Annotated in this window: 19 protein-coding genes; 5 read left to right on the top strand and 14 right to left on the bottom strand. The window is 67.5% G+C overall.

Annotated elements, in window-relative coordinates:
• Window positions 1-7 precede the first annotated feature (7 nt).
• The 12 genes from IOE58_RS14570 to ychF all read right to left on the bottom strand — a co-directional run bounded on the left by IOE58_RS14570 (window position 8) and on the right by ychF (window position 16,598).
• A complete protein-coding gene (locus IOE58_RS14570; protein WP_193864524.1) occupies window positions 8-787 on the bottom strand; it encodes a BPL-N domain-containing protein in 780 nt (259 codons plus the stop codon).
• Between the two features lie 185 nt (window positions 788-972).
• Window positions 973-2,385 carry an IS1380 family transposase gene (locus tag IOE58_RS00795; RefSeq protein WP_193864523.1) on the bottom strand — a complete coding sequence of 471 codons (1,413 nt, stop codon included), beginning with the start codon at window positions 2,383-2,385 and terminating at the stop codon, window positions 973-975.
• Between the two features lie 225 nt (window positions 2,386-2,610).
• The gene (locus tag IOE58_RS14065; protein ID WP_228018435.1) at window positions 2,611-3,162 is read right to left on the bottom strand and encodes a FitA-like ribbon-helix-helix domain-containing protein; all 552 of its coding nucleotides are present in this window, start codon (window positions 3,160-3,162) and stop codon (window positions 2,611-2,613) included.
• 362 nt (window positions 3,163-3,524) lie between these two features.
• Window positions 3,525-4,472, bottom strand: coding sequence for an L-lactate dehydrogenase (locus IOE58_RS00785; protein ID WP_193864522.1), 948 nt, complete (start codon window positions 4,470-4,472; stop codon window positions 3,525-3,527).
• Window positions 4,473-4,851: 379 nt separating this feature from the next.
• Window positions 4,852-5,190, bottom strand: coding sequence for a hypothetical protein (locus tag IOE58_RS00780; RefSeq protein ID WP_228018433.1), 339 nt, complete (start codon window positions 5,188-5,190; stop codon window positions 4,852-4,854).
• A gap of 5 nt (window positions 5,191-5,195) precedes the next feature.
• Entirely contained in the window at window positions 5,196-5,534 is a 339-nt protein-coding gene (locus IOE58_RS00775; protein ID WP_228018430.1) for a hypothetical protein, read from the bottom strand.
• Window positions 5,535-5,717: 183 nt separating this feature from the next.
• Window positions 5,718-7,130 carry an IS1380 family transposase gene (locus tag IOE58_RS00770; RefSeq protein WP_431831681.1) on the bottom strand — a complete coding sequence of 471 codons (1,413 nt, stop codon included), beginning with the start codon at window positions 7,128-7,130 and terminating at the stop codon, window positions 5,718-5,720.
• A gap of 105 nt (window positions 7,131-7,235) precedes the next feature.
• On the bottom strand, window positions 7,236-8,954 hold the full coding sequence (locus tag IOE58_RS00765; RefSeq protein ID WP_193864521.1) for an ATP-binding protein: 1,719 nt from the start codon (window positions 8,952-8,954) through the stop codon (window positions 7,236-7,238).
• Window positions 8,955-9,023: 69 nt separating this feature from the next.
• Complete coding sequence (locus IOE58_RS00760) at window positions 9,024-11,606, bottom strand: DEAD/DEAH box helicase (RefSeq protein WP_193864520.1); 2,583 nt, start codon at window positions 11,604-11,606, stop codon at window positions 9,024-9,026.
• Window positions 11,607-13,562, bottom strand: coding sequence for a site-specific DNA-methyltransferase (locus IOE58_RS00755; RefSeq protein ID WP_348981825.1), 1,956 nt, complete (start codon window positions 13,560-13,562; stop codon window positions 11,607-11,609).
• A 267-nt stretch (window positions 13,563-13,829) separates the two neighbouring features.
• Window positions 13,830-15,242: an IS1380 family transposase gene (locus tag IOE58_RS00750; RefSeq protein WP_431831680.1), complete on the bottom strand. Its 1,413-nt coding sequence runs from the start codon at window positions 15,240-15,242 to the stop codon at window positions 13,830-13,832.
• Window positions 15,243-15,494: 252 nt separating this feature from the next.
• On the bottom strand, window positions 15,495-16,598 hold the full coding sequence (ychF, locus tag IOE58_RS00745; RefSeq protein WP_193864517.1) for a redox-regulated ATPase YchF: 1,104 nt from the start codon (window positions 16,596-16,598) through the stop codon (window positions 15,495-15,497).
• 186 nt (window positions 16,599-16,784) lie between these two features.
• Between ychF and IOE58_RS00740 the strand changes: the two genes are divergently transcribed.
• From IOE58_RS00740 to IOE58_RS00730, 3 genes are all read left to right on the top strand, one after another.
• Window positions 16,785-17,993, top strand: coding sequence for a DNA recombination protein RmuC (locus tag IOE58_RS00740; protein WP_228018429.1), 1,209 nt, complete (start codon window positions 16,785-16,787; stop codon window positions 17,991-17,993).
• Window positions 17,994-18,422: 429 nt separating this feature from the next.
• A complete protein-coding gene (locus tag IOE58_RS00735; RefSeq protein ID WP_431831687.1) occupies window positions 18,423-19,406 on the top strand; it encodes a TAXI family TRAP transporter solute-binding subunit in 984 nt (327 codons plus the stop codon).
• A gap of 82 nt (window positions 19,407-19,488) precedes the next feature.
• On the top strand, window positions 19,489-21,531 hold the full coding sequence (locus tag IOE58_RS00730) for a TRAP transporter permease (protein ID WP_228018427.1): 2,043 nt from the start codon (window positions 19,489-19,491) through the stop codon (window positions 21,529-21,531).
• An 88-nt stretch (window positions 21,532-21,619) separates the two neighbouring features.
• Here the strand turns inward: IOE58_RS00730 and IOE58_RS00725 are convergent, their stop codons facing one another.
• The gene (locus tag IOE58_RS00725; RefSeq protein WP_348981824.1) at window positions 21,620-23,623 is read right to left on the bottom strand and encodes a vWA domain-containing protein; all 2,004 of its coding nucleotides are present in this window, start codon (window positions 23,621-23,623) and stop codon (window positions 21,620-21,622) included.
• A 146-nt stretch (window positions 23,624-23,769) separates the two neighbouring features.
• Window positions 23,770-24,858 (bottom strand): 4-hydroxy-3-methylbut-2-enyl diphosphate reductase, encoded by a 1,089-nt coding sequence (locus IOE58_RS00720; RefSeq protein WP_193864514.1) that lies wholly within the window; start codon window positions 24,856-24,858, stop codon window positions 23,770-23,772.
• Window positions 24,859-25,095: 237 nt separating this feature from the next.
• Here IOE58_RS00720 and xseA point away from each other — a divergent pair, with 237 nt between their 5' ends.
• Both xseA and IOE58_RS00710 read left to right on the top strand, forming a co-directional pair.
• Complete coding sequence (xseA, locus tag IOE58_RS00715; protein ID WP_193864513.1) at window positions 25,096-26,391, top strand: exodeoxyribonuclease VII large subunit; 1,296 nt, start codon at window positions 25,096-25,098, stop codon at window positions 26,389-26,391.
• An 88-nt stretch (window positions 26,392-26,479) separates the two neighbouring features.
• On the top strand, window positions 26,480-26,806 hold the full coding sequence (locus IOE58_RS00710) for an exodeoxyribonuclease VII small subunit (RefSeq protein WP_193864511.1): 327 nt from the start codon (window positions 26,480-26,482) through the stop codon (window positions 26,804-26,806).
• The last annotated feature ends 24 nt before the right edge of the window (window positions 26,807-26,830 follow it).

Below are 26,830 nucleotides of genomic sequence, written 5' to 3'. Positions count from 1 at the left end.
CCAGCGATCAACTGAGAATCCGCTTGACGAGCGGCAGCGCATATTGCCAGTCGTCGCCGTCGGGATCGACGAGATCGGCATCCTCGAACCAGGTCACGTCTGCCTCCGGATGAGGGCCAATCAAGCCCACATTTCCATCGCCGCACCGGTAATACGCGGCGGCGAGATCGCCTGTTTCATAGTGCGCATACTCCTCCGCACCATCTGCTGGCAACCGCGCACCCTCTTGAAAGTACGTCCACCGCAAGGTCTCACCCCACGTGACTGCCACCACTTGATCGCTGCTGTCTTCCACAGGGAAGCCGGGAACGCCTACCTCCCCCTCAACGGAATCATCAAGCAAACCGAAGCCCTCGCTCCCGGCGAGATATGCGCCCATGCAGATTCCGAGGTAGCTTCCACCGGCACCAATATAGTCACGTAGCCCGCGAATGAAATCCGAAGGAAAACTCTGGGCAGCGCCACTGATGTCGTCCCCACCGCCCGGCTGAGCGTAGAGGGCGGCTCCAGATAGGGCACTCGCTTCGAGAGGGACCTGTTCGCGTGGGCCGATAAACGCAACGTCCAGGCCAAGCGGTGGTCGGGACAGCCGCTCTGCAAGAATCTCCGAGCATCCTGCGCACCCTGCGGGGCCGCGGTACACAAGGGCGATTCGCCCGTCCGAACCTCCGTGCTCGTTCGTGCTGGTTGGTGCGCACCCGTTCACCAGCCCGGCGACCGGGACCGTCAGCAACCCCCCGAGGACAGACCGGCGTGTCCATCCAGCAGGGGATTCGAACGTACTCATAGCTCAATCCTAGCCTCGATCTTTCATCGGGCTGGTGAGCGGTCGCGGTCGGCGTCGTTGCCGGTGTTCAGCTGCTGATTCTGGCATTCGGGTATGACAGATCGTCGCAGTGTCCGTTGCGGGCGGTCGGGTTCCACTCCCGAGAAGAGATGCTGCTGGTCGTAGGGACGGGCGGCCTTGCCGGATCAGGTCTGCGCGACGGCAATGCGGAGCCGGTTGACGCCGGTTAGGACGGTGCGGGCTTCGGGAGCGTGCTGGGCGAGGTGGAGGAGGTTGTGCCGGCTGCGGCGCACGAGGGTCGCGGGGATCTCGAACAGCCGTGCGCGGAGCCGTTTGGGCTCCCACTTCCGCGCATCATGGCCGGTCAGCGCGATGGTCTGCATCCAGGCGACGAGCTCGCTAGCGAGCTGGATGATCTGGCACCAGACCTGGTTCTGCGCGAAGCCCTGCAGCGGGAACTTCATCAAGCCCATGTCCTTGGCGTTGCGGATCCGGTCTTCGCATCGTGCGCGGCGGCGGTGTCGCAGCTCGAGCACGGGAAGTTGGCCGCGCGGGGTGTTGGGCGCGAACGCGGTGATGCGCATCCCCTCGTGATCGGTGATCCGCAGCTGCGCCCCAGGATGAGGACGTTCCTTCCGCACGATCACCCGCATCCCGGGCGGCCAACCCTGAAGATCCAGCAGCCCGGTCAGTTCCGCGACCCATGCTCCGTCGCGGATCCCGTCGGTGTCGGTGTCGTAGGCAGGAGTCCACGTCTTCGCCTCATCGATACGTTCCAGCAGGTCGGGAGTGTTCGCGGGGAGGGTGAACCCGACTGAGTAGGCCAGACGCTGCCCGGTCAGCCACTTGACGAAGTCCTTGGTGCCGCCGGCTCCGTCGGTGCGGATGAGGACCTTCTTCGACCCCCTTCCGCCGGAGGAGAGCAGACCAGCCGGGAGCTGCGCAAGGGCCTGCCTGGTGATGGTGATGTGATCGGCGGCGGTGTTGGAACCGGCGTTGCCGGGGCGCAGGTGGATCGCCAGCGGTTCCCCGGTTCCTTCGCTGCCGTGGTCCAGGAAAGCGCACAGTGGGTGGTAACCGAAGCCGCGTTTGAACGTCGGTGCAGCCTGCTCCTTCTCGCTGTGGACGTTGATCAGGGTGGCGTCGAGGTCGATGACCAGCGGATTCTGCGCACTGACCCTGCGGACCGGGGAGTGGTCGCCGGCCAGTGCCCAGGCCCGTTCCCGCGCGATGCGGCGGGCCTGGGAGATCGCCTCGACCACGGCGGGGGCGTCCTCGGCCAGCGTGGTCAGGTTCCTGGAGATCGTTGGGGCCGAGGCGACGTCTCCGAACAGTCCCGGTTCGCATCGCAGCAGATCAGTATCCGAAGCGTGCTCGCCGCCGATCGCGAGAGTCATCGCGAGGTCCAGCAGGACCTTCGAGGCGTGATGCTCGGCCAGTGGCTTCGTCCACGGATCCAGAGCTTCACGCAGCGAAGGGGCGAGGCCGGTGGCGTGGATCGTGCCGGTCAGCAGCACCGCGCCCGCATGCGCGGCCGCCGGGACCTCAGCGATGTCCACGCGCGGACGGGGGTAGAAGAACAAGGTAGGGTGGGACACCTGAAAGGTGCTCCTTCCGGCCAGGGATTACGAGACTCAACACCCCGCATCATCCCAGGCCAGGAGCACCTTTCTTTATGCCGTCCGTCGGGCGAGACCACACCCCCGTGAAATCTCGAGGCTAGTGAACCTGCTCCACAGTTCACCGAAGCGACCGCGGACGAGCAGACGGGGTCACCACCTTCGCGTTGTCGATGACTGGTGAAGGTTCGACTCCCAAGTACTTCATTTCGGCGCGGAGGATCCGCGCCCGCCGGTCACTGATGGCCGCATCGAGGCCTGCTTCGAGAGCTTGCACCCTCGCGGCGCCCCTGTCACTCTCGCGGGCGCCCATCCCACATGGCCGACGACGCGACCTTCGATTCGCGCCATGATGTGGACATCATGTGATGCGTAGCCGTAGTGCTGTTGCGGATCCGACTCTCCGAACCCCTTGAGATATTCACTTTCGAAGAGCTGTCGAAGCCCACGCAGATCGGCCTCAGGGAGCTCTTGGTGGACGAGGACCTCGATCGAATGACGCTTCACGCGTCCGCATTCCACGGTCCACGAGTTCGACGCACTTGCGACGTCATCGCGCGTCGGAATCGGCAGCTCATCGACCCCACCGGCTTCCCGCGCCACGGACAGCAGAGCCATGCCGATGTGCGGCCGTCGGGCGGCCTTCGTCAGGATGTCGCGAACTTCGGCCTCCATGGACCGCCCGTGCTCCTTCGCCTGGGCTGAGAGCTGTTGCTTCACGTGCTCATCGAGACCACGCACGATGATGGGTGACATGGGCGGCCACCTCCCCTGACACCAGCGATGAGAGGAGCGCGTGCAGCACGTTCGCCGAAGGCGACCACCCTTCGAAACGCCACTGGCCCGACCCTTGATGACGAGGCGACCGGGGCGATCTCGGATCAACGATCGAGTGTGCTGATCACACGTTGAACCGTAATTCCACCGCGTTCCGTAGCCGAACAACCTCTAGGGTTCAACTTCCGACACAGCCTCGTCAGGCCCAGAGCGGACTGCTGGTCTGCCAGTCGTCAGGGATGCCCATGTGCGCGACGGGCACGGCCTGAACTGCTGGACTGACCGCCCCGGCGCCGACGGGCCGGACCGGCTGCCGGTCCGGCCCGTCGGCGTCTCGGCTCTCAGCCGCGCAGGTCCGCGGCGACGGCCCGCAGCGACTCCGCGGAGCGCTGCAGCGCCGCGCGCTCGTCGGCGTCGAACGGCGTCCCCGCGATCGGGCGCGCGCCGTGCCGACCCAGCACGCACGGCACCGAGAGCGCGACCCCGTCGATCCCGTGCTCGCCGCGGAGCACCGGCGCGACCGGCAGGATCGCGTGCTCGTCGCGCAGTACGGCTTCGACGATGCGGGCGCTCGACAGGCCGATCGCGTAGTTGGTGGCGCCCTTGCCACGGATCACCGTGTAGGCGGCATCGCGCACGTCCACCGCGATTCTCTCGAGCTCCGCCCGGTCGAAGCCCGTGCCGTCCTCGCCGCGCCACTCGAGGATCGGGACGGTGCCGATGGTCGCCGTGGACCACACCGGGAACTCGCTGTCGCCGTGCTCGCCGACGATCTGCGCGTGCACGCTCGAGGTCGACACCCCGGCGCGCCGAGCGATCTCCCACCTCAGCCGGGAGGAGTCCAGCGCCGTCCCGGAGGCGAAGACGCGCCCGGCGGGCAGGCCGCTGCTCTCGTCGGCCAGCAGCGTCAGCACGTCGCACGGATTGGTGACGATGACGAACACCGCGTCGGGCGCGACGTCGATCAGCTGCGGCATCAGGGTCCCCATGATCCGCGCATTGGTGGCGGCGAGCTCGAGGCGGGTCTGGCCCGGCCTCTGCTTCGCGCCGGCCGTGATCACGACGATGTCGCTGTCCGCGGCGACCGCGATGTCGCTGCCGCCGGTGATCTGGCTGCTGCCCGCGAAGAAGGAGCCGTGGGCGAGGTCGAGCACCTCGGCCTCGGTCTTCTCGGGGGCGATGTCGTACAGGGCGATGTCCCGGGCGCTCTCCCGGATGAGGGCCGCGTAGGCGACGCTCGATCCGACGGCTCCGGCTCCGACAACGGTCAGCTTCGAGGTTCCGCTCATGCGACGAGGGTAGACGCGCGGATCCGTCCTCCGACAGGGCCGTCCAGCTCCCGCTGGCAACCCATGGCAATCGGACTGTGCGTCAGCACTCAACCCCGAACGTAACCCAGATCCCTTCGGTGGGACAAGAACAACACTGCTGATCAGAACCCCGTTACCGACGAGTGAACATTCCACGATCGCCGGGGCGGCTCTGGGCGCATCCAGTTCGTCAGACAGGATTCCGAGATCCCGAAGTCCTTCGCGATCTGGGCGAGCTTCTGACCCGGTTCACGGCTCCTCGCGACGCGGACGACGTCGTCACGGAACTCCTGGGGATAGGGGGCAGGCATGATGCACATCCTTCCCTGCAACGCTCCACAGCGCCACAGACGATGTGTCACCGATCCGTGCGGCAGTCCCCGTCGTAGTCAGGCAGCGCCGACTTCATCTGCTCCTGGAGGCGTCGGTTTAGCGGCCCCATGATGGCCCGCGCGTACACCGAGGTGTCCGGGAGCCTCGCCTTCATCTGTTCTCGGATGGGGGTTAGCATCTTCGAGACGGCGACGTCCATGCTGGGCAACAAGGACTGCGCGAACCCTTCCGGCAGCCGGAAGCCGGCCGTGGGTGACGAGACAGCGTCCGGGGTCGGAGCCTCCGCGCCGTCGACCGGCGAGTCGTCCCCCTCGCCGGATTCCTGCCCAGGACCCTCCTCGGGGTCTTCGTCGTCGTGCGTCATTTCATCTAGCTCGAGGGCAGGCCGAGCTTGTCGAAGAAGGCACGGTTCCGCTCCGTCGCGGCGTTGACGAGCCGATCGAAGCTCATGACCTCGACGTAGGCCTTGTACGGTTCGATGAAGCCGAAGTAGCCCATTCCGTCATGGGTCATGGTCAAGCCGGACAGCTTGCATCGGCTGACCATCGTCGGTGTGAGGTCCGCGACGATGTAGCAGAAGGCTGGTGGGTCATCCGCCGAAGGAATCAGCCTCCCCGTGGCGGTCTTGGCGACGCCGGCTCGGACTCGCGCGACGTAGTCCAGGCACTGCTCGATGGGGTTCTTGCCCTCAGCCGCGTCGTCGCGCATCGGCCGCTTAACCTCGATGTTTCATGGGGCTGGTGAGCGGGGTGGGTCGGCGTCGTTGCCGGTGTTGAGCTGCTGATTCTGGCATTCGGGTATGACAGATCGTCGCAGTGTCCGTTGCGGGCGGTCGGGTTCCACTCCCGAGAAGAGGAGCTGCTGGTCGTAGGGGCGGGTGGTCTCGCCGGGTTAGGTCTGTGCGACGGTGGTGCGGAGCCGGTTGACGCCGGTCAGGACCCTCACGGCTTCGGGTGCATGTTCGGCGAGGTGGAGGACCTTGTGCCGGGCGCGGCGCACGAGGGTCGCGGGGATCTCGAACAACCGCGCGCGGAGCCGTTTGGGTTCCCATTTCCTCGCGTCGTGCCTGCTGAAGGCGATGGTTTGCATCCAGGCGACGAGCTCGGAGGCGAGTTGGATGATCTGGCACCAGATCTGGTTCTGCGCGAAGGACTGCAGCGGGAACTTCTCAAGGCCCATGTCCTTGGCGTTACGGATCCGGTCTTCGCAGCGTGCACGGCGACGGTGCCGCAGTTCCAGGACGGCAAGCTGGCCGCGCGGGGAGTTGGTGGCGAACGCGGTGATGCGCATCCCCTCGTGATCGGTGATCCGCAGCTGCGCCCCAGGATGAGGACGTTCCTTCCGCACGATCACCCGCATCCCGGCAGGCCACGCGGCTAAGTCAAGGAGCCCGGTCAGCTCCGCCACCCATGTCCCCTCGCGGATCCCCTCGTCCTCGCTGTCGTAGGCGGGGGTCCACGCCTTTGCCTCGTCGATACGTTCCAGTAGGTCAGGCGTGTTCGCAGGGAGGGTGAACCCGACCGAGTAGGCCAGACGCTGCCGCTGGAGCCAGGCCAGGAAGTCTTTGGTGCCGCCGGCCCCGTCGGTGCGGATCAGGATCTTCTTCGACCCCCGCCCGCCCCGGGCCAGCAGGCCCGCAGGCAGCTGGGCCAGAGCGTCACGGGTGACGGTGATGTGATCAGCGGCGGTGTTGGAGCCGGCGTTGCCGGGGCGCAGCTGGGTCGCCAGTGGTTCCCCGGTCCCGGCGCTGCCGTGGGCCAGGAACGCACACAACGGGGGGTATCCGAAGCCGCGTTTGAACGGCGGGGCGGCCTGCTCCCTCTCACTGTGGGGGGTGATCAGGGTGGCGTCGAGGTCGATGACCAGCGGGCTCTTCACGCTCGCCCCCACAGTCGGGGAATGGTCTCCGGCCAGGGCCCAGGCCTGTTCACGCGCGGCCCGGCGGGCTTTCGAGATCGCCTCGATCACGGTGGGCGCGTCCTGGGCGAGGGTGGTGAGCGTGCGGGAGATCGTCGGGGCCGAGGCGACATCACCGAACAGGCCCGGCTCGCAACGCAGCAGATCAGTATCCGAAGCATGCTCCCCGCCGATTGCGAGAGTGAGTGCGAGGTCCAGCAGGACCTTCGCCGCGTGGTGCTCGGCCAGCGGCTTCGTCCACGGAGCCAGTGCTTCCCGCAGCGAAGAGGCGAGGCCGGTGGCGTGGATCGTGTCGGTCAGCAGCACCGCACCAGCATGCGAGAGGGCCGGGACCTCAGCGATGTCCACGCGCGGACGGGGGTAGAAGAACAAGGTAGGGTGGGACACCTGAAAGGTGCTCCTTCCGGCGGATGGCTACGAGCTTCAACACCCCGTATCATCCCAGGCCAGGAGCACCTTTCTCTATGCCTCCCACCCATCGAGACCACACCGCTATGAAAACTCGAGGTTAAGCTCGACGACGACGATCGACTGCAGGGGCAGCTTCTTGCCCTCGGCGGTGAGCACCGGAGAATCCGGCTCGATGACGCGTGTCGTGAGCACGTCGGGCCTTTTCATCGAGTCGTCGTCCGCGATGGCGATGCTCTTGAACGCCTTATCGGAGGCGAGGTAGTCGTGGAACACGAGCCGCTCGTCGAGAATCCAGAGATTGGAGGCGTCGTCGCCGACCTCTGTCGACTCCTTGCGCATTGGAAAGAGCAGCTCGTGGATGGAGTCCTCGCGGGCATACTTCCCGTCGCTGTCGGACTGGATCAGCTTGTCGAGGATGTCGAGCGTCGTCCGTCGCCGAAAGACGTAGTTCGCCAGGTCCGACTGGTTGAAGTCCTTCACCGTCTCCAGGTACTTGGCGAGACGCTCGTCGTAACCCTCGGGCTTGTCCCCGGCCGACTCCGCGAATACGGCCTGACCCTCGGCGAGCACGTCCGCCTCGATCTTCTGGCTGCAGCGATGAAGCTCGATTTCCAGGTCCTGATCCTTGATCGACGGGTCGATGGAGAAGCCGAGCGACTCGATCCGTTTGACCAGCGGACGGTACTTAGGGGCCTTGGTGCTGACGTACTGATGCATCCGCTCGAGGCCGGCCTGCTGGGCGGACGCCAGCGGCTCCGCGAGGCTCCGGGCGATCTCCGCGAACACGCCCTTCTTGATGTCGTCGAGCGACGGCTCGTCGATCAGGGTGTCCCCAGGTACTCGCTCGGGGAGATCGAAGTCCGTGCGATCAGAGCGGACATGATCGTCGAGGAACGTCGACGACAAGTAGCACACGTATGTGAACTCAGCCGACGTCTCGTCCTTCAACCGACCATACAACCCCGGCACCTTGCCAGCGATGCTCTCGTCCTTGACCACGCGATTCGCCGCGCACCAGTGCAGCCGGGGGCTGGAGTTGCGCGCCGACGACTTGAGCCGGAGACCAAGCAGGTCAAACTCCTCCCCCTTGATCTCCAGCGTCGCCCGCGTCGTCTCCGAGTATCCCGAGTCGTCGAGCAGCTCTCTGAGCGAGATCGACTCGCCGTCGTCGTCCGAGACGATCACGTCCGGCGCCCCGCCAGGGCGGAGGAAGTACCAGATGCAGTGCTCGAACACTTCGCGAGAGATGGCTTCAACGGTCTTCGCAGCGCTCTGCTGGAAGGGCTTCTTGAATCCCATCAGGCTCACCACCGAGCCGACGCCGACGATGTCCTCAGGCACGGAGACCTGCTCGACCTCGCGCGTCACTGAGAACCTGAACTGTCGTCCCTGGAGCGAGCCAGCATCGTCGCGATACCCACTCCGAACCTCGACGCGGTCGAACGCCTTGAGCCACAGGAGCCTGCCGACCCCGCGGCACCCGAGCTCGGACTTGAAGTCGCTGTCGAGCGTCTCAAAGGAGGCCATGTTCTCCGGGGTGAAGCCGACGCCGTTGTCCTCGACACTGAAGCCGACGATCGGCTTCAGTGGCACACGCCCCGGGCCTGGTGAGAGGTCGAACGCCTCTTGAGGCGCTCGCTCGATCCGCACCCTCAGCAATCCGCGCCCGACGTCATCTCCATAACGGGCGTCGATCGCCTGGATGGCGTTGACGACCGCTTCTAGGAGAGGCAGCAGAGCGTGGGTCTTGGGCAGAGTGGTGTTCTGAACTCGACCGGCCAGAGATGTCCTCAGCGCCATAGATCCTCCTCCACATCGACTCCTCGAACACTAGAAGGGACCACTGACATTGAGCGCGCGTCGACCGGATCAGTAGTCACTGGCCAGGTCCGACTCGTACAGCGCTCTGGCGCTCTCGGCGCCGCGGATCGCCTCTCGGACACGTGGCTTCGTGATGTCGAGGACGCGGAGTGCGCCGCCCGTCTCGGCGACGGACTCGACACGGCGGAAGTCATCGGCGAAGCACTCGGCGAAGTCGGCGAGGCCGCGGAGCTTCGGCAGCGCGTCGGAGAGGTGGTGGCCGTGAGGGTCGACGAGGTCCACCGCGACGCTGCCGTCATGGTTGGTGCCGAAGAACAGGAAGTCCGGACGCAGCGCCTTCCAGTCGCCTACCTCATCCTTGTAGGCCACGGCGAGGGATTCCTTAGTGGCGCGGTCGGGGTTGCGGTACCAACCTTGAAAGCCCGGCTGGGCGGCCTCGGAATCAAGGACCTTACGCTCCCATTCGTTCAGCGTGATCGGCACTGTGCCGTCCTCAGCGGCTAGCAGGTGCATCTCGCGGGTGGGCAGGTCTTCTTCGGTGCCGTCGGGATGACGCACCTTGGTGTCTGCCTGGCCGTTCTTCGGGACGACAAGGCTGATCGGTTCGGGCGTTGTCGACATCGACTCCAGCCCGTCGTACTCGGCCTGACGCTCATCGCTCAGTCCCTTGCGCACGACGCGGGTATCCGTAAGCCACTGTCGCGACAGTTCATCAGCCTCGTGTTCGACAGCATGGGCGATCTCGGGTACTCGGCCGAGCGAAGCGACGGAGATGTGCGCTTCGAGGAGTTCGTCCTCGTCAGCGTCCGGTCCGGCCAAGTGATCGACGTACGAAGCGCACAACGCCGGGCTCAACACGCGGGTCGCCGTCCGGTAGTAGTCCTCGATGGCGCGCGGGTCGGCGCTGACGGAGAACGCGCGGTAGGAGAACCCGCCGCCGATCCGGCCTCGGACCTCTTCGCCCTCCATCGTGAGCACATCCTCGCGTGCCTTCTCGACCTTCTGCTTGTACTGGACGGCGCGCCCGTCGAGCACGGCGTGGAGGTGCTTGTGGGCGTTCTCCACGGCCTCGTCCACGAGGTGGTCCTTCGACAGCGCCGTCGCCAGGGCGGTGAGTCGGCGAATGGGTTTGACGTTCTTCTTCGGGATCGTCACCGACGGGATGGCCGCGAAGCATTCCCACACGGACTGGGCGATCGCAGGGTTCTGGTGCAGCGGGATCGGGTCGAACAGCACACGGCGCCCGAGGCCACCACCGCCGTCCTCGCCTTCGTCGGCGTCCTTGCTCGTCGCGCCCTTCATGAGCAGCTCCGCCACTCCGGTGGCGGTCTTGCGGTCGAACAGCGGCAGCAGGCAGTCCACTGAATTCAGTAGCTCGTTGCCCGGGATCCGCCGGGCGAGGGGTGTGCGCATCATCCGCCCGAGCAGCTGCGTGATGTGGGTGCGATCCTTGGCGGGGCGGAACGAGACGAGCACCTCGGCGCGCGGACAGTCCCAGCCGGTCGAGATTGCACTCTTGGCCAGCAGCACACGTACGTGCGTAGCGTCCTGAACCCGCTGCGGCTCGATGTACGGCACGACCTGCTGCCCGACGGTCAAGTCCGTGTGCTCGCCGAAGACGTTCGCCACTGCGTCATAGGGCAGCTCCGGCCAGGCCTCGTAGATCGTGTCCAGCGTCCGGGTGAGGGTCTGCTGCGAGGGCTTGTCCCCGACTTGGACCACCAGCAGTGGACGAACGGCTTCGGACTCGCCCTGCTCGCGCGCATAGTCCTGCCACGCGCTCTCGGAGGCCTTGATCTTCTCGACGGACTTGGTCAGGAGCACGGTCTCGAACGCGCCGTCCTCGGCAGGGATCGACAGGGCGATGTCGTCCTTCAAGAGCCCCGAGGCCTGGACCAGCGCGGAGTCCACCTGCACCGACGGGAGTGCGTCACGGCCCTTGGCGTCCTTCATCGCGGTCTCGAACCGCTCAACCGTGGCCGAGACGCCAAAGACGACCGGCATCGCAGGCACGCTGCCCTGGCCGTTGATGAGTCGCTGCACGATGGTGGACCGTTCGCGTGCGCGCGTCCCCATGCCGCGGTGCGCCTCGTCGAGCACGAGGTAGAGGGTCAGGTCCTCGTTGGCGATGGTGTTTGTGATCGTGTCGTAGATGGACGACTGGACCTCGTCGGGACGAGGCTCGAGACCCGGCAGCACGTCTTCGCCGTTGACTTCCGGTGCACCCTTAACGAGACGGGAGTTCTTGCTAAGCTTCTGCGTGTTGAGGAAGTACACGTTGCCTGGCCGAAACGCCGGCTCGGAGAACGTCGTAGGCACGACCCGCAGTCGGTGATCGAGCTCGCTGGCCGCGGCCTGGATACGCGCACGCGACTGCTCGTTCAGCGCCGGGTCGTCCGAGAACCACAGCACGACGGCACCCGGGTCACCAGCCACGTCGAACTCGTCGTTGCCGAAGAAGAGCGATTCAATCACGGCGGCGGCCATGACGGTCTTTCCAGCACCTGTCGTGGCGCTCAGCGAGAACTGCGAGAGCGCGCCGTAGCGACGGTAGGAGTCGCGAGCACGGTCCAAGTTCCGCAGCACGTCACGGACAGCCTCGGCCTGGTAGTCCTTCAGCGTGTAACGCATTTACAGGCTCCGTCCGGTGTTGATCTCGAAGTTCTGGAGGTAGGACTCGTATAGGCGGACGGGGACGACAGCGTTCGGCAGTTCGCGACACACCATCTGGAAGGCGCTGTCGTCGTCTGTGACGACGAACGCGATGTCGACGCACTCACGAGCACTCACCGTCGCGACGAACTCGTCCGCCTGGTCGAGGTTCTCCAGAACGCCATAGGAATCGGCCACGTCCCAGCCGTCTTCGCCGAGGTCGTAGATGACGCGGCCACGGGACCCGGCGCGCAGCCACAGCATCGGCGCGACGCGCTCGAAGGCACGGTTGTGACGAACCGACAACGGCGCCTCGTAGGTGAGGGTGAAGAACGCGGCATTCTCCTCGAAGCCCTCCGACATCGGGAACTCATCCGTAAACTTGTAGTCGCCCTTTACCGGCTCGCCCTGCGGAGTCTTGCCGGTGATCGCGGTGGTAAGTCGCGGTTTCGTGATGAAGTCGCAGATCCCCAGGTTTTCCCACTCCGCGTCACCCGGCCGCAGGCCCTGTTTGCGGAGTGATACTTGCTCGTCAGCAGATACCTCGTTGTTCGTCACCGAGATGCTCCGCCGATGGCCTCCGTCTTGACGGTTCAGGCGCATCACGGCGTGGGCCGTGGTACCTGAGCCGGAGAAGAAGTCTAGGACGACCGCCTGAGGCTTGTTCGCCAAAAAGAAGCGTAGTGAATCCTCGACTGCGTAGAGAGACTTCGGGAACGGGAACTTTCGGTCTGGCAGGAGCTTTGCCAATAGCCTGGACCCGTACTGCGTGGAGTCGTGGGAACCGACGCGCCACTGAGTACCAGGAATCAGCCAACGTTCGGATGATTCGAGCGTCGAGGTGATGACAGACCCGTCGTCACCTCGACCAAGGACCTGGTACAGCCCGTTCTTAATCTTCTCCCGTTCTCCCTCAGAAAGGTAGTAAATGGGAGTCCGCTCACCTTTGACGGCGCCAATCCGAAGACCGCCATCCTCCATCACGCGTCGCGCTGTCGACGGCTGAAGGCGCCAACGACCCTCAGTCCCGTTCTGCCGGATCGGCCACACCGCAACGGTGCCGGGCGGCGCCAAGGTGTCTTCGCGCGATGCCCCGACACCGATTGGATTTCCTACGCTGTGGAATCGCGCACCATCCTCTGTAATGAAGAAGGGATAAAACGTGTCTGGGTGACCTTCGCGAGTGGGGCTTGCCCCGGATTTTCTAAGCAAGTCCCACCGGATCTGCCCCTTATGTGTTCTGCCCTTTGCGGTGATCCAGTCCTGTCCAAGAGGCGCTGCCTGCACTCCAGCTATGCCGAAGAGAACGAAGAAGTAGAACTCGTCGGCACGCCCGAACATCCCATTCCTCGAAGGAGGAGCCGGATTGATACCGACGGAGACCATTTGAACTCTCGCCTCTGGGAACGTCTGCTCCAGCAGAAGCCCCAGCCGCAGGTACTCCTTTTCATCGATCGTGACGATGAGCACGGAATCCTCGGGATTGAGCAACTCCCGGGCGATCTTCAGGCGCCGCTCCATGAACGCCAGCCACTTCGAGTGCCGGTAGTCGTCGTCACCCTCGACGTAGTTATTGTTGTACTTCCAGTCCTTGGCGCCCGTGTTGTAGGGCGGGTCGATGTAGATGGCATCGATGGAGTGCCTGTGCGTGTACGTCAGCATCTCCAGCGCGTGGTAGTTCTCCGCGTTGATGACCGAGTGGAACGGCTTGTCGCCACCCCGTTCGACACGGCCCGTCTCCACCAGGCCGGGGTAGACGCGATCCCGGAACTCCGCGACGACCACCACGTCGTCGGCGGGCACAGAGCAGGCCGCAGGCTCCTCGGCGTCCAGCTCCGCGAGATGGGCCAGGCGTTGCCCGTCGGCTCGTTCGATCCGCGTGACGCGCCACAAACGCTGGTCGCCAGTCTTCGTCTCCCCACGAGGCGGAAGCACGCGCACCTTGTCGCCGCGTCGCACCGGCCTGCCGGGCAGCTCGACAGCCTCGGGCTGATGCCGCTCAAAGACGAGTCCGAAGGTGCGGCGCTTAGCCTCGATGTTTCATGGGGCTGGTGAGCGGGGTGGGTCGGCGTCGTTGCCGGTGTTGAGCTGCTGATTCTGGCATTCGGGTATGACAGATCGTCGCAGTGTCCGTTGCGGGCGGTCGGGTTCCACTCCCGAGAAGAGGAGCTGCTGGTCGTAGGGGCGGGTGGTCTCGCCGGGTTAGGTCTGTGCGACGGTGGTGCGGAGCCGGTTGACGCCGGTCAGGACCCTCACGGCTTCGGGTGCATGTTCGGCGAGGTGGAGGACCTTGTGCCGGGCGCGGCGCACGAGGGTCGCGGGGATCTCGAACAACCGCGCGCGGAGCCGTTTGGGTTCCCATTTCCTCGCGTCGTGCCTGCTGAAGGCGATGGTTTGCATCCAGGCGACGAGCTCGGAGGCGAGTTGGATGATCTGGCACCAGATCTGGTTCTGCGCGAAGGACTGCAGCGGGAACTTCTCAAGGCCCATGTCCTTGGCGTTACGGATCCGGTCTTCGCAGCGTGCACGGCGACGGTGCCGCAGTTCCAGGACGGCAAGCTGGCCGCGCGGGGAGTTGGTGGCGAACGCGGTGATGCGCATCCCCTCGTGATCGGTGATCCGCAGCTGCGCCCCAGGATGAGGACGTTCCTTCCGCACGATCACCCGCATCCCGGCAGGCCACGCGGCTAAGTCAAGGAGCCCGGTCAGCTCCGCCACCCATGTCCCCTCGCGGATCCCCTCGTCCTCGCTGTCGTAGGCGGGGGTCCACGCCTTTGCCTCGTCGATACGTTCCAGTAGGTCAGGCGTGTTCGCAGGGAGGGTGAACCCGACCGAGTAGGCCAGACGCTGCCGCTGGAGCCAGGCCAGGAAGTCTTTGGTGCCGCCGGCCCCGTCGGTGCGGATCAGGATCTTCTTCGACCCCCGCCCGCCCCGGGCCAGCAGGCCCGCAGGCAGCTGGGCCAGAGCGTCACGGGTGACGGTGATGTGATCAGCGGCGGTGTTGGGGCCGGCGTTGCCGGGGCGCAGCTGGACCCCCAGTGGTTCCCCGGTCCCGTCGCTGCCGTGGTCAAGGAACGCACACAACGGGTGGTATCCGAAGCCGCGTTTGAACGTCGGTGCGGCCTGCTCCTTCTCACTGTGGGCGGTGATCAGGGTGGCGTCGAGGTCGATGACCAGCGGGCTCTTCACGCTCGCCCCCACAGTCGGGGAATGGTCTCCGGCCAGGGCCCAGGCCTGTTCACGCGCGGCCCGGCGGGCTTTCGAGATCGCCTCGATCACGGTGGGCGCGTCCTGGGCGAGGGTGGTGAGCGTGCGGGAGATCGTCGGGGCCGAGGCGACATCACCGAACAGGCCCGGCTCGCAACGCAGCAGATCAGTATCCGAAGCATGCTCCCCGCCGATTGCGAGAGTGAGTGCGAGGTCCAGCAGGACCTTCGCCGCGTGGTGCTCGGCCAGCGGCTTCGTCCACGGAGCCAGTGCTTCCCGCAGCGAAGAGGCGAGGCCGGTGGCGTGGATCGTGTCGGTCAGCAGCACCGCACCAGCATGCGAGAGGGCCGGGACCTCAGCGATGTCCACGCGCGGACGGGGGTAGAAGAACAAGGTAGGGTGGGACACCTGAAAGGTGCTCCTTCCGGCGGATGGCTACGAGCTTCAACACCCCGTATCATCCCAGGCCAGGAGCACCTTTCTCTATGCCTCCCACCCATCGAGACCACACCGCTATGAAAACTCGAGGTTAGTGAGCGCGGTAATCTCTGCCTCCAGATCAGCACCGAGTTGCGGATCAGCCTTGCGCGCCTGCCGCAGCAGCTCCGTCAGTCTCGACAATGGTGTGCCCTCCTCGCCCGCACCGATGCGAACTAGCGCTTACTTCTTGCTCCCAGACGGAATCCCTGTACGGAACTCCACCACGTCTCCGTCGGCCATGACGTAGTCCTTGCCCTCCATGCGCACCCAGCCCTTGGCCTTGGCCTCGTTCTTGGAGCCGGCCTCCATCAGCTGGTCGAAGGAGATGATCTCGGCCTTGATGAAGCCGCGCTCGAAATCGGTGTGGATCACTCCGGCGGCCTGGGGGGCGGTGGCGCCCTTGGGGATGGTCCAGGCGCGGGCCTCCTTGGGCCCGGCGGTGAGATAGGTCTGCAGGCCCAGGGTGTCGAAGCCGACGCGAGCCAGCTGGTCCAGTCCGGATTCCTCCTGGCCGGTGGACTCCAGCATCTCGGCGGCCTCCTCGGCGTCCAGCTCGATCAGCTCGGCCTCGAACTTGGCATCCAGGAAGATCGCCTCGGCGGGAGCCACCAGCTCGCGCAGCTGCTGCTGCATGGCCGTGTCGGCGAGGCCCTCCTCGTCGGTGTTGAACACGTAGATGAAGGGCTTGGCGGTCATCAGCTGCAGCTCGCGCAGTTCGGCGACGTCGATGCCTGCGGCCTGGGCGCCCTGGTAGAGGGTCCGGCCGCTCTCCAGTAGCTCCTTGGCCTCGGTGACGTTCTCCAGCACGCTGGGCTCGAGCAGGCCGCGCTTGGTCTCCTTCTCCAGGCGCTGCATCGAGTTCTCGATGGTCTGCAGGTCCGCCAGGATCAGCTCGGTGGCGATGGTCTCCATGTCGCCGGCGGCGTCGGTGCTGCCGGCCACGCGGGTCACGTCGGGGTCGGAGAACGCGCGGGTGACCTGGCAGATCGCGTCGGCCTCACGAATGTTCGCAAGGAACTTGTTGCCCAGGCCCTCGCCCTCGCTGGCGCCCTTGACGATGCCGGCGATGTCCACGAAGGACACGGTGGCCGGCACCAGCTTCTCGCTGCCGAACACGGTGGCCAGCTGGGCCAGGCGCGGATCAGGCAGGGGCACCATCCCCACGTTGGGGTCGATGGTCGCGAACGGGTAGTTCGCCGCGAGCACCTCGGCGCGGGTCAGGGCGTTGAACAGGGTGGACTTGCCGACGTTGGGCAGTCCAACGATTCCGATAGTGAGAGCCACGGGAGATGATTCTACGGGGGGCCTCGCCTCCCCCACCCGGGATCGGGCGGTGATCGTGCGCGGCATCTCCTCCGGGCTTCTCCAGTTGTCCCGCAGTGCACCTCAGCCCCGGCCGACAGCCTCGAGCTCACGAGCTCTCAGCCGCGCCTCGGCTGGTTCGTCGCACCCCCGTGGTGTGCTGGTCCCATGAGCGGAACACAGATGCTCCTGCTGGGCCTGGCCCTGGGCGCGGCGCTGGGCGCAGCGATCACCTGGCTGCTGCTGCGTGAGCGCACCCTCCGCCAGGAGGAGCGGCTGCGCGCCGGGGCCGAGACCTCCGGGCAACTGCTGCGCCTGGCCGATGAGCGCTTCGAACGTGATGCGGCCCGCCGCGACGCCGCGGAGGAGGAGCGCGAGGCCGAGCTGCAGCGCACCCTGGCACCGATCACCGCCACCCTGTCCCACCTGGAGCGGTCCCTGGCCCGCTCCGAGGCCGCCCGGATCGATGCCGAGGGCGCCCTGCGTGCCCACCTGGGCCAACTGGCCGAGCGCGCGCAGTCCTTGGAGAGCGGCACCACGGCGCTGACCGCAGCGCTGCGGGCACCGACGGCACGGGGCCGATGGGGCGAGGTGCAGCTGCGACGCATCGTCGAGGCCGCCGGGATGCTCGAGCACGTGGACTTCACCGAGCAGCTGGCCGGCACCCGGGCCGATGGCGACAAGGGGCAGCGACCGGACCTGGTGGTGCACCTATCCGCAGGGCGCACCCTGGTGGTCGATGCGAAGGCCCCCATGGACGCCTATCTCGACGCCGTCGAGGAGCAGGATCCGGCCCGTGCCGCAGCCCGCCGCACCGCCCACGCCAAGGCCCTGCGCCACCACGTGGGCGTGATCGCCTCCAAGGCCTACTGGAAGGCCCTCGGCGACACCCCGGAGTTCACGGTGCTGTTCGTGCCCAGCGACGGTGTGCTCGCTGCCGCCCTGGAGACGGACCCAGCCCTGCTGGACGACGCCTTCGGCAAGGACGTAGTGATCGCCTCCCCCGCCACCTTGGTGGCGCTGCTGCGCACCGTCGCCCACACGTGGCGCACCGAGGCCCTGAACCGGGACGCCCGCGAGGTGCTGGAGGCCGGTCGTGAGCTGCACCATCGTCTGGGCACCTTCACCACCCACCTGGGGAAGGTGGGCCGCTCCTTGGACTCCTCCGTCGCCGCGTTCAACGACGCGGTGGGGTCCCTGCAGTCACGGGTGATGGTCACCGCCCGCCGGTTCGAGGACCTGGGGCTTCCAGGCACGCGGCTGGAGGATGTCGAGCAGCTCGAGCGCCGTGCCCGCACCCTTGACGATGCCGAGATCGCCGATCTCGCCGGCGGTAGCCGACGGCGAACGGGCGCTCAGGGCCGGGAGGCGGTGTGATCCGGGGGCAGCGACGGGGATGCTCCCCCTCCGGGCCCGGCGCCGTCTTGGTGGCGCTGTAGGCGACGCCCGCCGCCGGCGCCGGTCGCCATCCCGCCGCCGAGGAGATCAGCACGATCGTGCCGGCGCCCCTTTCGCGCATGCCGGGAAGCCCCCGCAGATGTGCTGTGCGCCCGTCGGGCCGCCACCGCCGATAGCGGCCAACGTAGGTGCGTGGTGCGGGCAGGCGCACTGAGGCCGAACCGTTACATCCACAAAGCGGTCAAGGGCCTCGACCGGGCAGTAGGGCATGATGTGATCGACCGAACATCCGCGGGGTCGACGACGCCGTCGGCACCGGCGGGCCTGGGGATGCTTCCGCACCCATCGACCGAACGACGAACCACTCACCGAGGAGAACACCGATGAGGATCGCACGACGGACCTTCACTGCACTGGGGCCTGTGGCCGCCCTGGGACTGCTCGCCGCCTGCGGCAACGACGAAGGCGGCGGGGGCGGCACCGGCAACGGGGCGGCGGGGCGGTGAGGAGGACTTCGTCACCGACCTCACCTTCGGCACCGGCGGCACCGGCGGTGTGTACTACCCGTTGGGCGGTGAGTACGCCTCCATCTACGAGAACAACATCGACGGCATCACCGTGAACTACACCGACTCCGGCGCCTCGGTGGAGAACATCGGCAAGATCTTCCAGGGCGAGTGGCAGCTGGGCATCTCCCAGTCCGACACCGCCAACGCCGCCGTCGCCGGCGAGGGCGAGTTCGAGGGCGCCCAGGTGGACAACCTGGGCTGGATCGCGGCCCTCTACCCGGAGGCCGCCCACATCGTGACCCTCGCGGGCACCGGCATCGAGACCGTCGCGGATCTCAAGGGCAAGCGCATCGCCGTGGGCGACGTCGGCTCCGGCACCCGCAACGTCTCCGACGCGATCCTGGCCGCCAATGACATCGGTGAGGGTGACTACGAGCCCTTCGAGCAGGACTTCGCCAGCTCTCTGAACCTGCTGCGGGACGGCAACATCGAGGCGTCGATCTTCGTGGTGGGCACCCCCACCGGCTCTCTGGGGGACCTGGCCGCCACCAACGACGTCAAGCTGGTCTCCATGGACGAGTCCACCGCCCAGAGCGTGGCCGACGAGAGCCTGTACGAGGTCTACACCATCGAACCGGACGCCTACGACTTCCTCACCGAGCCGGTCACCACACTGTCCGTGGCCGCCGCACTGGTGGGCTCCACCACCCAGATCAGCCCTGATCTCGCCTACGAGATCACCAAGGCCACCTTCGAGCACGCCGAGACGATCACCCTGCCTCAGGGCGACCTGATCAGTCACGACTACGCGCTGTTCGGCCAGGGCGAGGTCCCCCTCCACCCGGGCGCGGAGAAGTACTACGAGGAGCAGGGGCTGCTCTGAGATGACCCCGGCAGGAAAGAGGACGGGATCGCGTCCCGCCGACGACGACTCGTCGGCGGGGGCGATCCCCGAGGACACGAGCATGCCGGGCGCGCCCACCGCGCAGGATCCCGTCACCCCTCCTGAGGGAGGCGGCACGCAGAACCTCATCACGCAGCTGCACGACGGTGAGTCGCTGCACGACGGCGAGGAGCACGCGCAGGAGGTGCTGCGCGAGCACGACACCGCCAGCCGCTTCCGCACCGACCTGGGCTGGTGGGCATGGGTGGTGGGCGGCCTGTCCGTCGCCTTGACGCTGTTCCACCTGTACACCGGCGTGTTCGGCTCGCGCACCTCACTGATCCAGGGCGCGATCCACCTGGGCGCGGCCACCTCGATCATCTTCCTGCTGTACCCGGCGGGGAAGCACCTCACCCGCCCGAAGGGCGGCATCCCCTGGTACGACGCCGTACTGGCACTGCTGGGACTGGCGGTGAACCTGTTCATCGTCGTGGAGTACTCGCACCTGACCAGCAACCTGGTCCAGATCATGGGGTTCCGCAGCATCGACTACGCGGTGGCGGTGCTGGGCATCCTGCTGACCCTGGGGGCCACCCGACGCTGCGTGGGCCTGCCGATCGTGATCATCGCGCTGTGCGCGATCGCCTATGGGATCTTCGGGGCAGGCCAGTCCTGGCAGGACTTCGCGGGCAAGACGTACTTCACCGCGCGTTCAGGGGTGTTCGGCACCCCGATCCAGGTGTCCTCCACGTTCATCTTCCTGTTCCTGCTGTTCGCGGTGGTGTTGATCCACACCAACATCGGCGCGTTCTTCAACGACCTCGCGTTCCGCCTCACCGGGCGTTTCACCGGTGGTCCGGCCAAGGCGGCTGTCGCGGCGAGCGGTCTGCAGGGCATGATCTCCGGCTCCTCGGTGGCCAACACGGTCGCTTCGGGCTCCTTCACCATCCCGATCATGAAGAAGGCCGGGTTCCGCCCCCACTTCGCCGGCGCGGCAGAGGCGACAGCCTCCACCGGCGGGCAGCTGATGCCCCCGATCATGGGCGCTGCTGCGTTCATCATGGCCGAGTACACGGGCATCCCGTACAGCGAGATCATCATCATCGCGATCATTCCGGCGGTCCTGTACTTCCTGGGGGCCTTCCTCTCCGTGCACTTCGAGGCGAAGCGGCACGGGATCAAGGGGCTGCTGCGTTCGGAGCTGCCCAGCTGGAAGAGCCTGCTGACGCGGATCGACCTGCTGCTGCCACTGATCGTGATCGTGTGGATGATGCTCTCGGGCTTCCCCCCCGCGCGCTCAGCCCTGTGGGGCGTGGGTGTGGCCTTCGCGCTGAGCTCCCTGCGCAAGTCCACCCGTCTCTCCTTCAAGGGGATAGTGAAGACCCTCGAGGAGGGCGCCCGCACCGCCCTCCCGGTGATCGCGGCCTGCGCCACCGCCGGCATCGTGGCAGGCACCGTGACCGGCACCGGCCTGGGTGGCCGCCTGGGCAACAGCCTCATCGACGTTGCCCAGGACAACTTCATGCTGGTGCTGCTGCTGACGATGATCGCCTGCCTGGTGCTGGGCATGGGCCTGCCCACCACCGCCAACTACGTGGTCACCGCCACGGTGGCGGCACCGATCCTGTACAACAACTTCGAGGTCCCGCTGATCTCGGCTCACATGTTCGTGTTCTTCTTCGGGATCCTCGCGGACATCACCCCACCGGTGTGCCTGGCCGCGTATGCCGGATCCGGCATCGCCGGCTCCAATCCGCTGCGCACGGGCGTGACCGCGCTCAGGCTCGCCATCGCCGGGTTCCTGATCCCCTTCGTGTTCGTGCTGGAACCTGCCCTGCTGCTCGAGGGCACGATCGGCGAGCTGGTGCCGGCCCTCGTGACCGTGATCCTGGGTATGACGGCGATCGCCGCGGCACTGGCCGGTCACCTGGTAGTCCGCACCCGGGCCTGGGAACAGGTGGTCCTGATCATCGCCGGCGTGCTCATGGTGTACCCGTCGATACCGGTCTCCGCGGTCGGCATGGTCATGGCGGCCGTCGTGGTGGTGCTCCAGGTGATCCGTCGCCGCATCTCCGATCGCGACGGTCAGGAGCACGTCCCGCAGGACGCAGCGGCCACCGCCTGAGACCCGGCTGGGCCGTGGCCTCGCGCCCGTCCGGACCTGCCCTGCGGCGGTCCTGGCGGGCGCGACGCCGTTGGCAGGCGCATCACGCTCAGCGGCCGCGCCTCACCAGCGCCACAGCGGCGATGGCGGCGACCGCCACCACGATGCCTCCCGCGGTTCCGGCGATGAGTGCCCAGGCCAGCGGTGGCAAGGACCACCCACCGCCGCTCTGCTCTGATGGCCCGTCCTCGATGTCGCCGGGCCCTTCGCCTCCCCCGTCCGAACCGCCCCCGTTGGACGCTGCAGGCACCTGGCCCGGGTCGGCCGCGGTGCGGTCCTGCGCGGAGGCCGCGCCCTGACCGTCCAGCTCCGGCCCCTCAGCAGCCTCGCCCGCAGCGTCGATGTCGATCGTGTAGGGCACCTCGAACAGCCGGTCACCGTCGTACCGGGAGGGGACCATCGTCAGCTGCAGGTAGTAGTCGCCGGCCAGGTAGGAGCTGCGGGCTTCGGTTCCTCCCTGTTCCCGGTTCTTGAACTGCACGGCCGTGGCCTGGTTGAGCTGTACCTGCAGGCCCGGCTCCGCCGCCGCCGAGTGGCCGCCGGAATCCGCATCGCCATCGGGCGAGACCATCGAGTACACGTCCTCGCGCAGGGGCGAGATGAGCGTGGCGTGCAGAGTCAGGTCCATGCCCGGCGGGGGCTCGAACTCGCCCAGCACGAGGGCTGTGCGCACCTGCTGTCCGTAGTGCACGGGCACCCGGAAGAACTGCACCTCACCAGGGATGATGGTGCCGCGCAGGGGGCCACTGCCCGCGTGCACCGCCGAGGCGAAGGAGAAGGCCGGCTGCACCTGCTGTCCGTTCGTGGGGACGGGCAGCGGGTCGATCTGGCGCGGCCATTTCACCGCCGGCGGCAGCCCCGAGGGGTCCACCTCCTCCTCGGCGAAGAACTGCACCTCCACGGGGATCGCCTGGTCCTGCGACGGGTTGCCGGTGCGCTCCACCTGCAGGATCACCGTGCCATCGGCATCCGCTCCGAAGCAGGAGAGCTTCTCGGTCTGCCCCATCCGCGGGGTGGCGATGGAGGCCGTGATCGGCCCGTCACCCAGATCGGCCTCGGCCCGGGCATCGAGATTCCCGATGCGGCAGTCGGTGCCGTCGGGGGCGAAGGTGCGCAGCTGGAGCTGGGCGAGCTTGTTCGTGGCGCCGTCGCCCCCGGGCAGCACCATGGTGGCCGCCACGTGGGCGATCTCGCCAGGTGCGATCTGCAACCGGTAGTAGCGGGAGTGACCCTCTCCGTCGTCGATCGCGGGGCTGCCGTGCTCGAGCACGTCCAGGTAGGAGCCGGGCACCAGGTCCACGGCCTCTTCGAGGCTGGTCCCGCCGGTGATCGGGCTGCCCGCGGAGGAGTAGCCCTGGATCGCACGGGTCATCTTGACCAGCAGCTCATCGCGCAACGTCTCGGCGTCGGTGGCGTCGGCGAAGGTGCCACCGGTGGCCTCGGCGATGCAGGCCAGCTCGTCCCGGGCTGCCTGCTCGGCCTTGAACCCGATGGTGTGGATGCGCATCTCCGGGTGCTGCTGAGCGAGTTCCCCTGCGACCTCGCACGGGGGCGGTCCCCCGCACTCGTCGATGCCATCGGAGACCAGCACGATCGAACGCATCTCCGCCTCGGGCAGCGCCTCGGTGGCCTTCCGCAGGGAGAGACCGATGGGGGTGTAGCCGGAGGGCTGCACCCCGTCGATCTCCTGCAGCAGTCGTTCCCGGTCCAGGCCGTCGGCCTCCACCAGAAGCTTGACGTCCTGGCAGCCTGCTTCTTGACTGCTGGCCGTCTGCGGGTCCGAGTTGCCGTAGGTCATCAGCCCCACGGCGGCGTCGTCGGGCAGCATCGGCACCAGGCCCGAGACGGCCTCCTTGGCCACGTCCATGCGGCTGCGACCGTCCACGTCCTCCGCGCGCATGGAGCCGGAGGCGTCGAACACCAGCATCGACGGGGCGGTGCGGCCGGTGTTGTAGCCCTCGGCGAGGGCCGGGGATGCGGGGCCTGCCATCACCACCAGTGCCGCCACCAGCGCCGTGAGCAGCGCGGAGGCCATCGCCGTGGACCCGGGCACCGCGTGACGCCAGCGCGAGGGGCGCACCCGCGGTGCATCCGCGTCTTTGGACGGCTGTGCGCCCGGGATGGTGGCCGGAGCAGGAGCGGGACCAAGCGGCATGGGTGAGCTCACCCGGCCATCATTCCGGGTGATCGGCCTGTTCGTCAGCCCAGTCCGGCACCCTGTTCCGGGTTCTCGCGGACGTCCTGCACCTTCCCGGAGGGCTGGGAGGGGTTGGCTCCCAGGGACCCGGACTCGGCGGTGGCGCGTTCACCCGTGGGGCGGGAGCGGCGATCGTTGACGCCGCGCGCCTTCATCTCCTGGCGCAGCTCGCGCGGCAGGGAGAACATGAGGTCCTCGGTGGCGGTGCGCACCGGCTTCACATCGCCGTAGCCGCGCTCGGCGAGCTCGGCCAGCAGCTGCTGGACCAGCACGTCGGGCACGGAGGCACCGGAGGTCACGCCCACGGTCTCCACTCCCTCGAACCACTCCTCACGCAGCTCGGCCACGGAGTCGATGCGGTGGGAGGCCTTGGCGCCGGCCTCCTTGGCCACCTCCATCAGACGCACGGAGTTGGAGGAGTTCGGGGAACCGACCACCAGCACCAGGTCCGACTGCGGGGCGATCTTCTTGACCGCGACCTGACGGTTCTGGGTGGCGTAGCAGATGTCGTCGCTGGGCGGGGACTGCAGGGTGGGGAACCGCTCGCGAAGCCGGTCCACGGTCTCCATGGTCTCGTCAACGCTGAGGGTGGTCTGCGAGAGCCACACGACCTTCTCGGGGTCGCGCACGGTCACGTTGACCACGTCATCGGGCGAGTTGACGATCTGGACATGGTCGGGGGCCTCCCCGGCGGTGCCCTCGACCTCCTCGTGGCCCTCGTGGCCCACCAGCAGGATGTCGTAGTCCTCGCGTGCGAAGCGCACCGCCTCCTTGTGCACCTTGGTCACCAGTGGGCAGGTGGCGTCGATGGTGCGGAGGTTGCGCTGCTCGGCCATCTCGCGCACCTTCGGGGAGATGCCGTGGGCGGAGAAGATCACCAGGGACCCCTCGGGGATCTCGTCGACCTCGTCGACGAACACGGCGCCCTTGGCGCGCAGGCTGTCCACCACGAACTTGTTGTGGACGATCTCGTGGCGCACGTAGACGGTCTCGTCGTAGTGCTCCAGGGCGCGCTCGACGGCGACGACGGCGCGATCGACGCCAGCGCAGTATCCGCGCGGTTCGGCCAGGTACACGGTTCCGGTGCTCACCGCTCCATCGTAGGGAACCGACACCCGGGAGGGCACGGTGCTGGGGCATGCCTCACCATCCCTCCACACGCGCCGTGGTATCTCCTGACGAACACTGCTCATGCAGCTCGGGGCAACAGGGCCTTGCCACGGCTGCTGCTCCTCAGCTCAGGCCCCAGGTTCCTCCCCGCCGGTTGGATCTCCCCCGGGTCGCGTCGGCGTGCCGGACTGTCGCACCCTCGTGCCAGAGTGGGCTCCATGACTGAGCACTCCCCGGGCGATGTCGCCGCTGCGGAGCACCGCACCCTGGCGCCCACCGCCGCGCAGACCACCGCGGAGAATCCCTGGCCGCTGCGCCAGCTGTCAGTGAAGGTGGGCGAGTACGTGGCGCGCATGTCCCCGCTGTGGGTGGAGGGCGAGATCGTCCAGCTCAACAGGCGCCCGGGGTCGGGGCTGTCGTTCATGACCCTGAGGGACATCGAGGTGGACATGTCCTTCTCGGTGCCGATCCGTGAGCACGTGCTGCGGGCCCTGCCCATGGAGCCCGTGCCGGGCGCGCGCGTGGTGGTGCACGCCAAGCCCACGTTCTGGACCCGGCGCGGCAGCCTCCAGCTGGAGGCCGACGACATCCGCCCGGTGGGGCTGGGCGAACTGCTGGCCCGCCTGGAGCAGCTCAAGCGCGTGCTGGCCGCGGAGGGCCTGTTCGCCGCCTCTCGCAAGCAGCCGCTGCCGTTCCTGCCGCGCACCGTGGGGCTGATCTGCGGTCGTGAATCCGCTGCGGAGCGGGACGTGGTGGTCAACGCCCGGCGGCGCTGGCCCGCGGTGGAGTTCGCGATCCGGGAGGTCGCCGTGCAGGGCCCCAAGGCGGTGCGGGAGGTCTCCGCTGCGCTGCGGGAGCTCGACTCCCTCCCGGAGGTCGAGGTCATCATCGTCTCCCGCGGCGGCGGCTCGCTGGAGGACCTGCTGCCGTTCTCCGACGAGCAGCTGGTGCGCCTGGTGGCGGCGTCCACCACACCGATCGTCTCCGCGATCGGCCACGAGGTGGACACCCCCCTGATCGACCTGGTGGCAGATGTGCGCGCCTCCACCCCCACCGATGCCGCCAAGCGCGTGGTACCCGACATCCAGGCCGAGCTCGAGCAGCTCACCATGTCCCGGTCCCGACTGCGCACCGCGGTGCGCAGTCGCCTGGAGCGCGAACAGTCCACCCTGGATGCGATCCGCTCCCGTCCGGTGCTGGAGAACCCCTCGACGATCCTGGCGGGCCGGGCCGATGAGATCCGCGCACGCATCAGCCTGGCCCGCACCCTGGTGGGATCCCGTCTGGACCGGGCCCGGGACGAGGTCGGCCACCTGCGCAGGCAGGTACGGGCACTCAGCCCCCTGGCCACCCTGGAGCGCGGCTACGCGGTGGTGCAGGACGCCCAGGGCACCGTGGTGCGGGACCCGCAGCAGGCGGCGGTGGATCAGGCACTGTCCGTGCGTGTGGCCGCCGGTCGCTTCGGGGTGCGCCGCACCGAGGACGATCCGTACCAGCCGCCGCCCACCCCCTGACACATCCACCTCGACCCCGCCGTCGCCGGCCCTCGCCCTCGATCGCCCCGCCGGCCCGAGAATCCGCCCTCACCCGAACGGAGACCCCATGACCCCGCGCCCCAGCAAGCCCACCGATTCCGCCGACTCCCCCGCCGAAGCCACCGCGACCACCGCGCCTGCGGTGCAGCCCAGCGACGACCCGCAGCCGCTGCCCTCGGACATCGCCGAGCTCAGCTACGCGGCGGCCCGGGACCAGCTCACCGAGGTGGTGCGGCGACTGGAGAGCGGGCAGGGCGGGCTGGAGGACTCCATTGGCCTGTGGGAGCGGGGCGAGATGCTCGCCCGCCGCTGCCAGCAGTGGCTCGACGGCGCACGGGAGCGCCTGGACCAGGCCGTGGCGGCCCGGCGGACGGACGATCCGTCCGACGGGTGAACCCATGGCGGGCCGCTCCACTGC

Source organism: Brachybacterium epidermidis (assembly GCF_015209585.1).
GTDB classification, from domain to species: domain Bacteria; phylum Actinomycetota; class Actinomycetes; order Actinomycetales; family Dermabacteraceae; genus Brachybacterium; species Brachybacterium epidermidis.
Note: the sequence above shows the minus strand (reverse complement) of the source record. Positions and strands in the feature narration are given on the sequence as shown.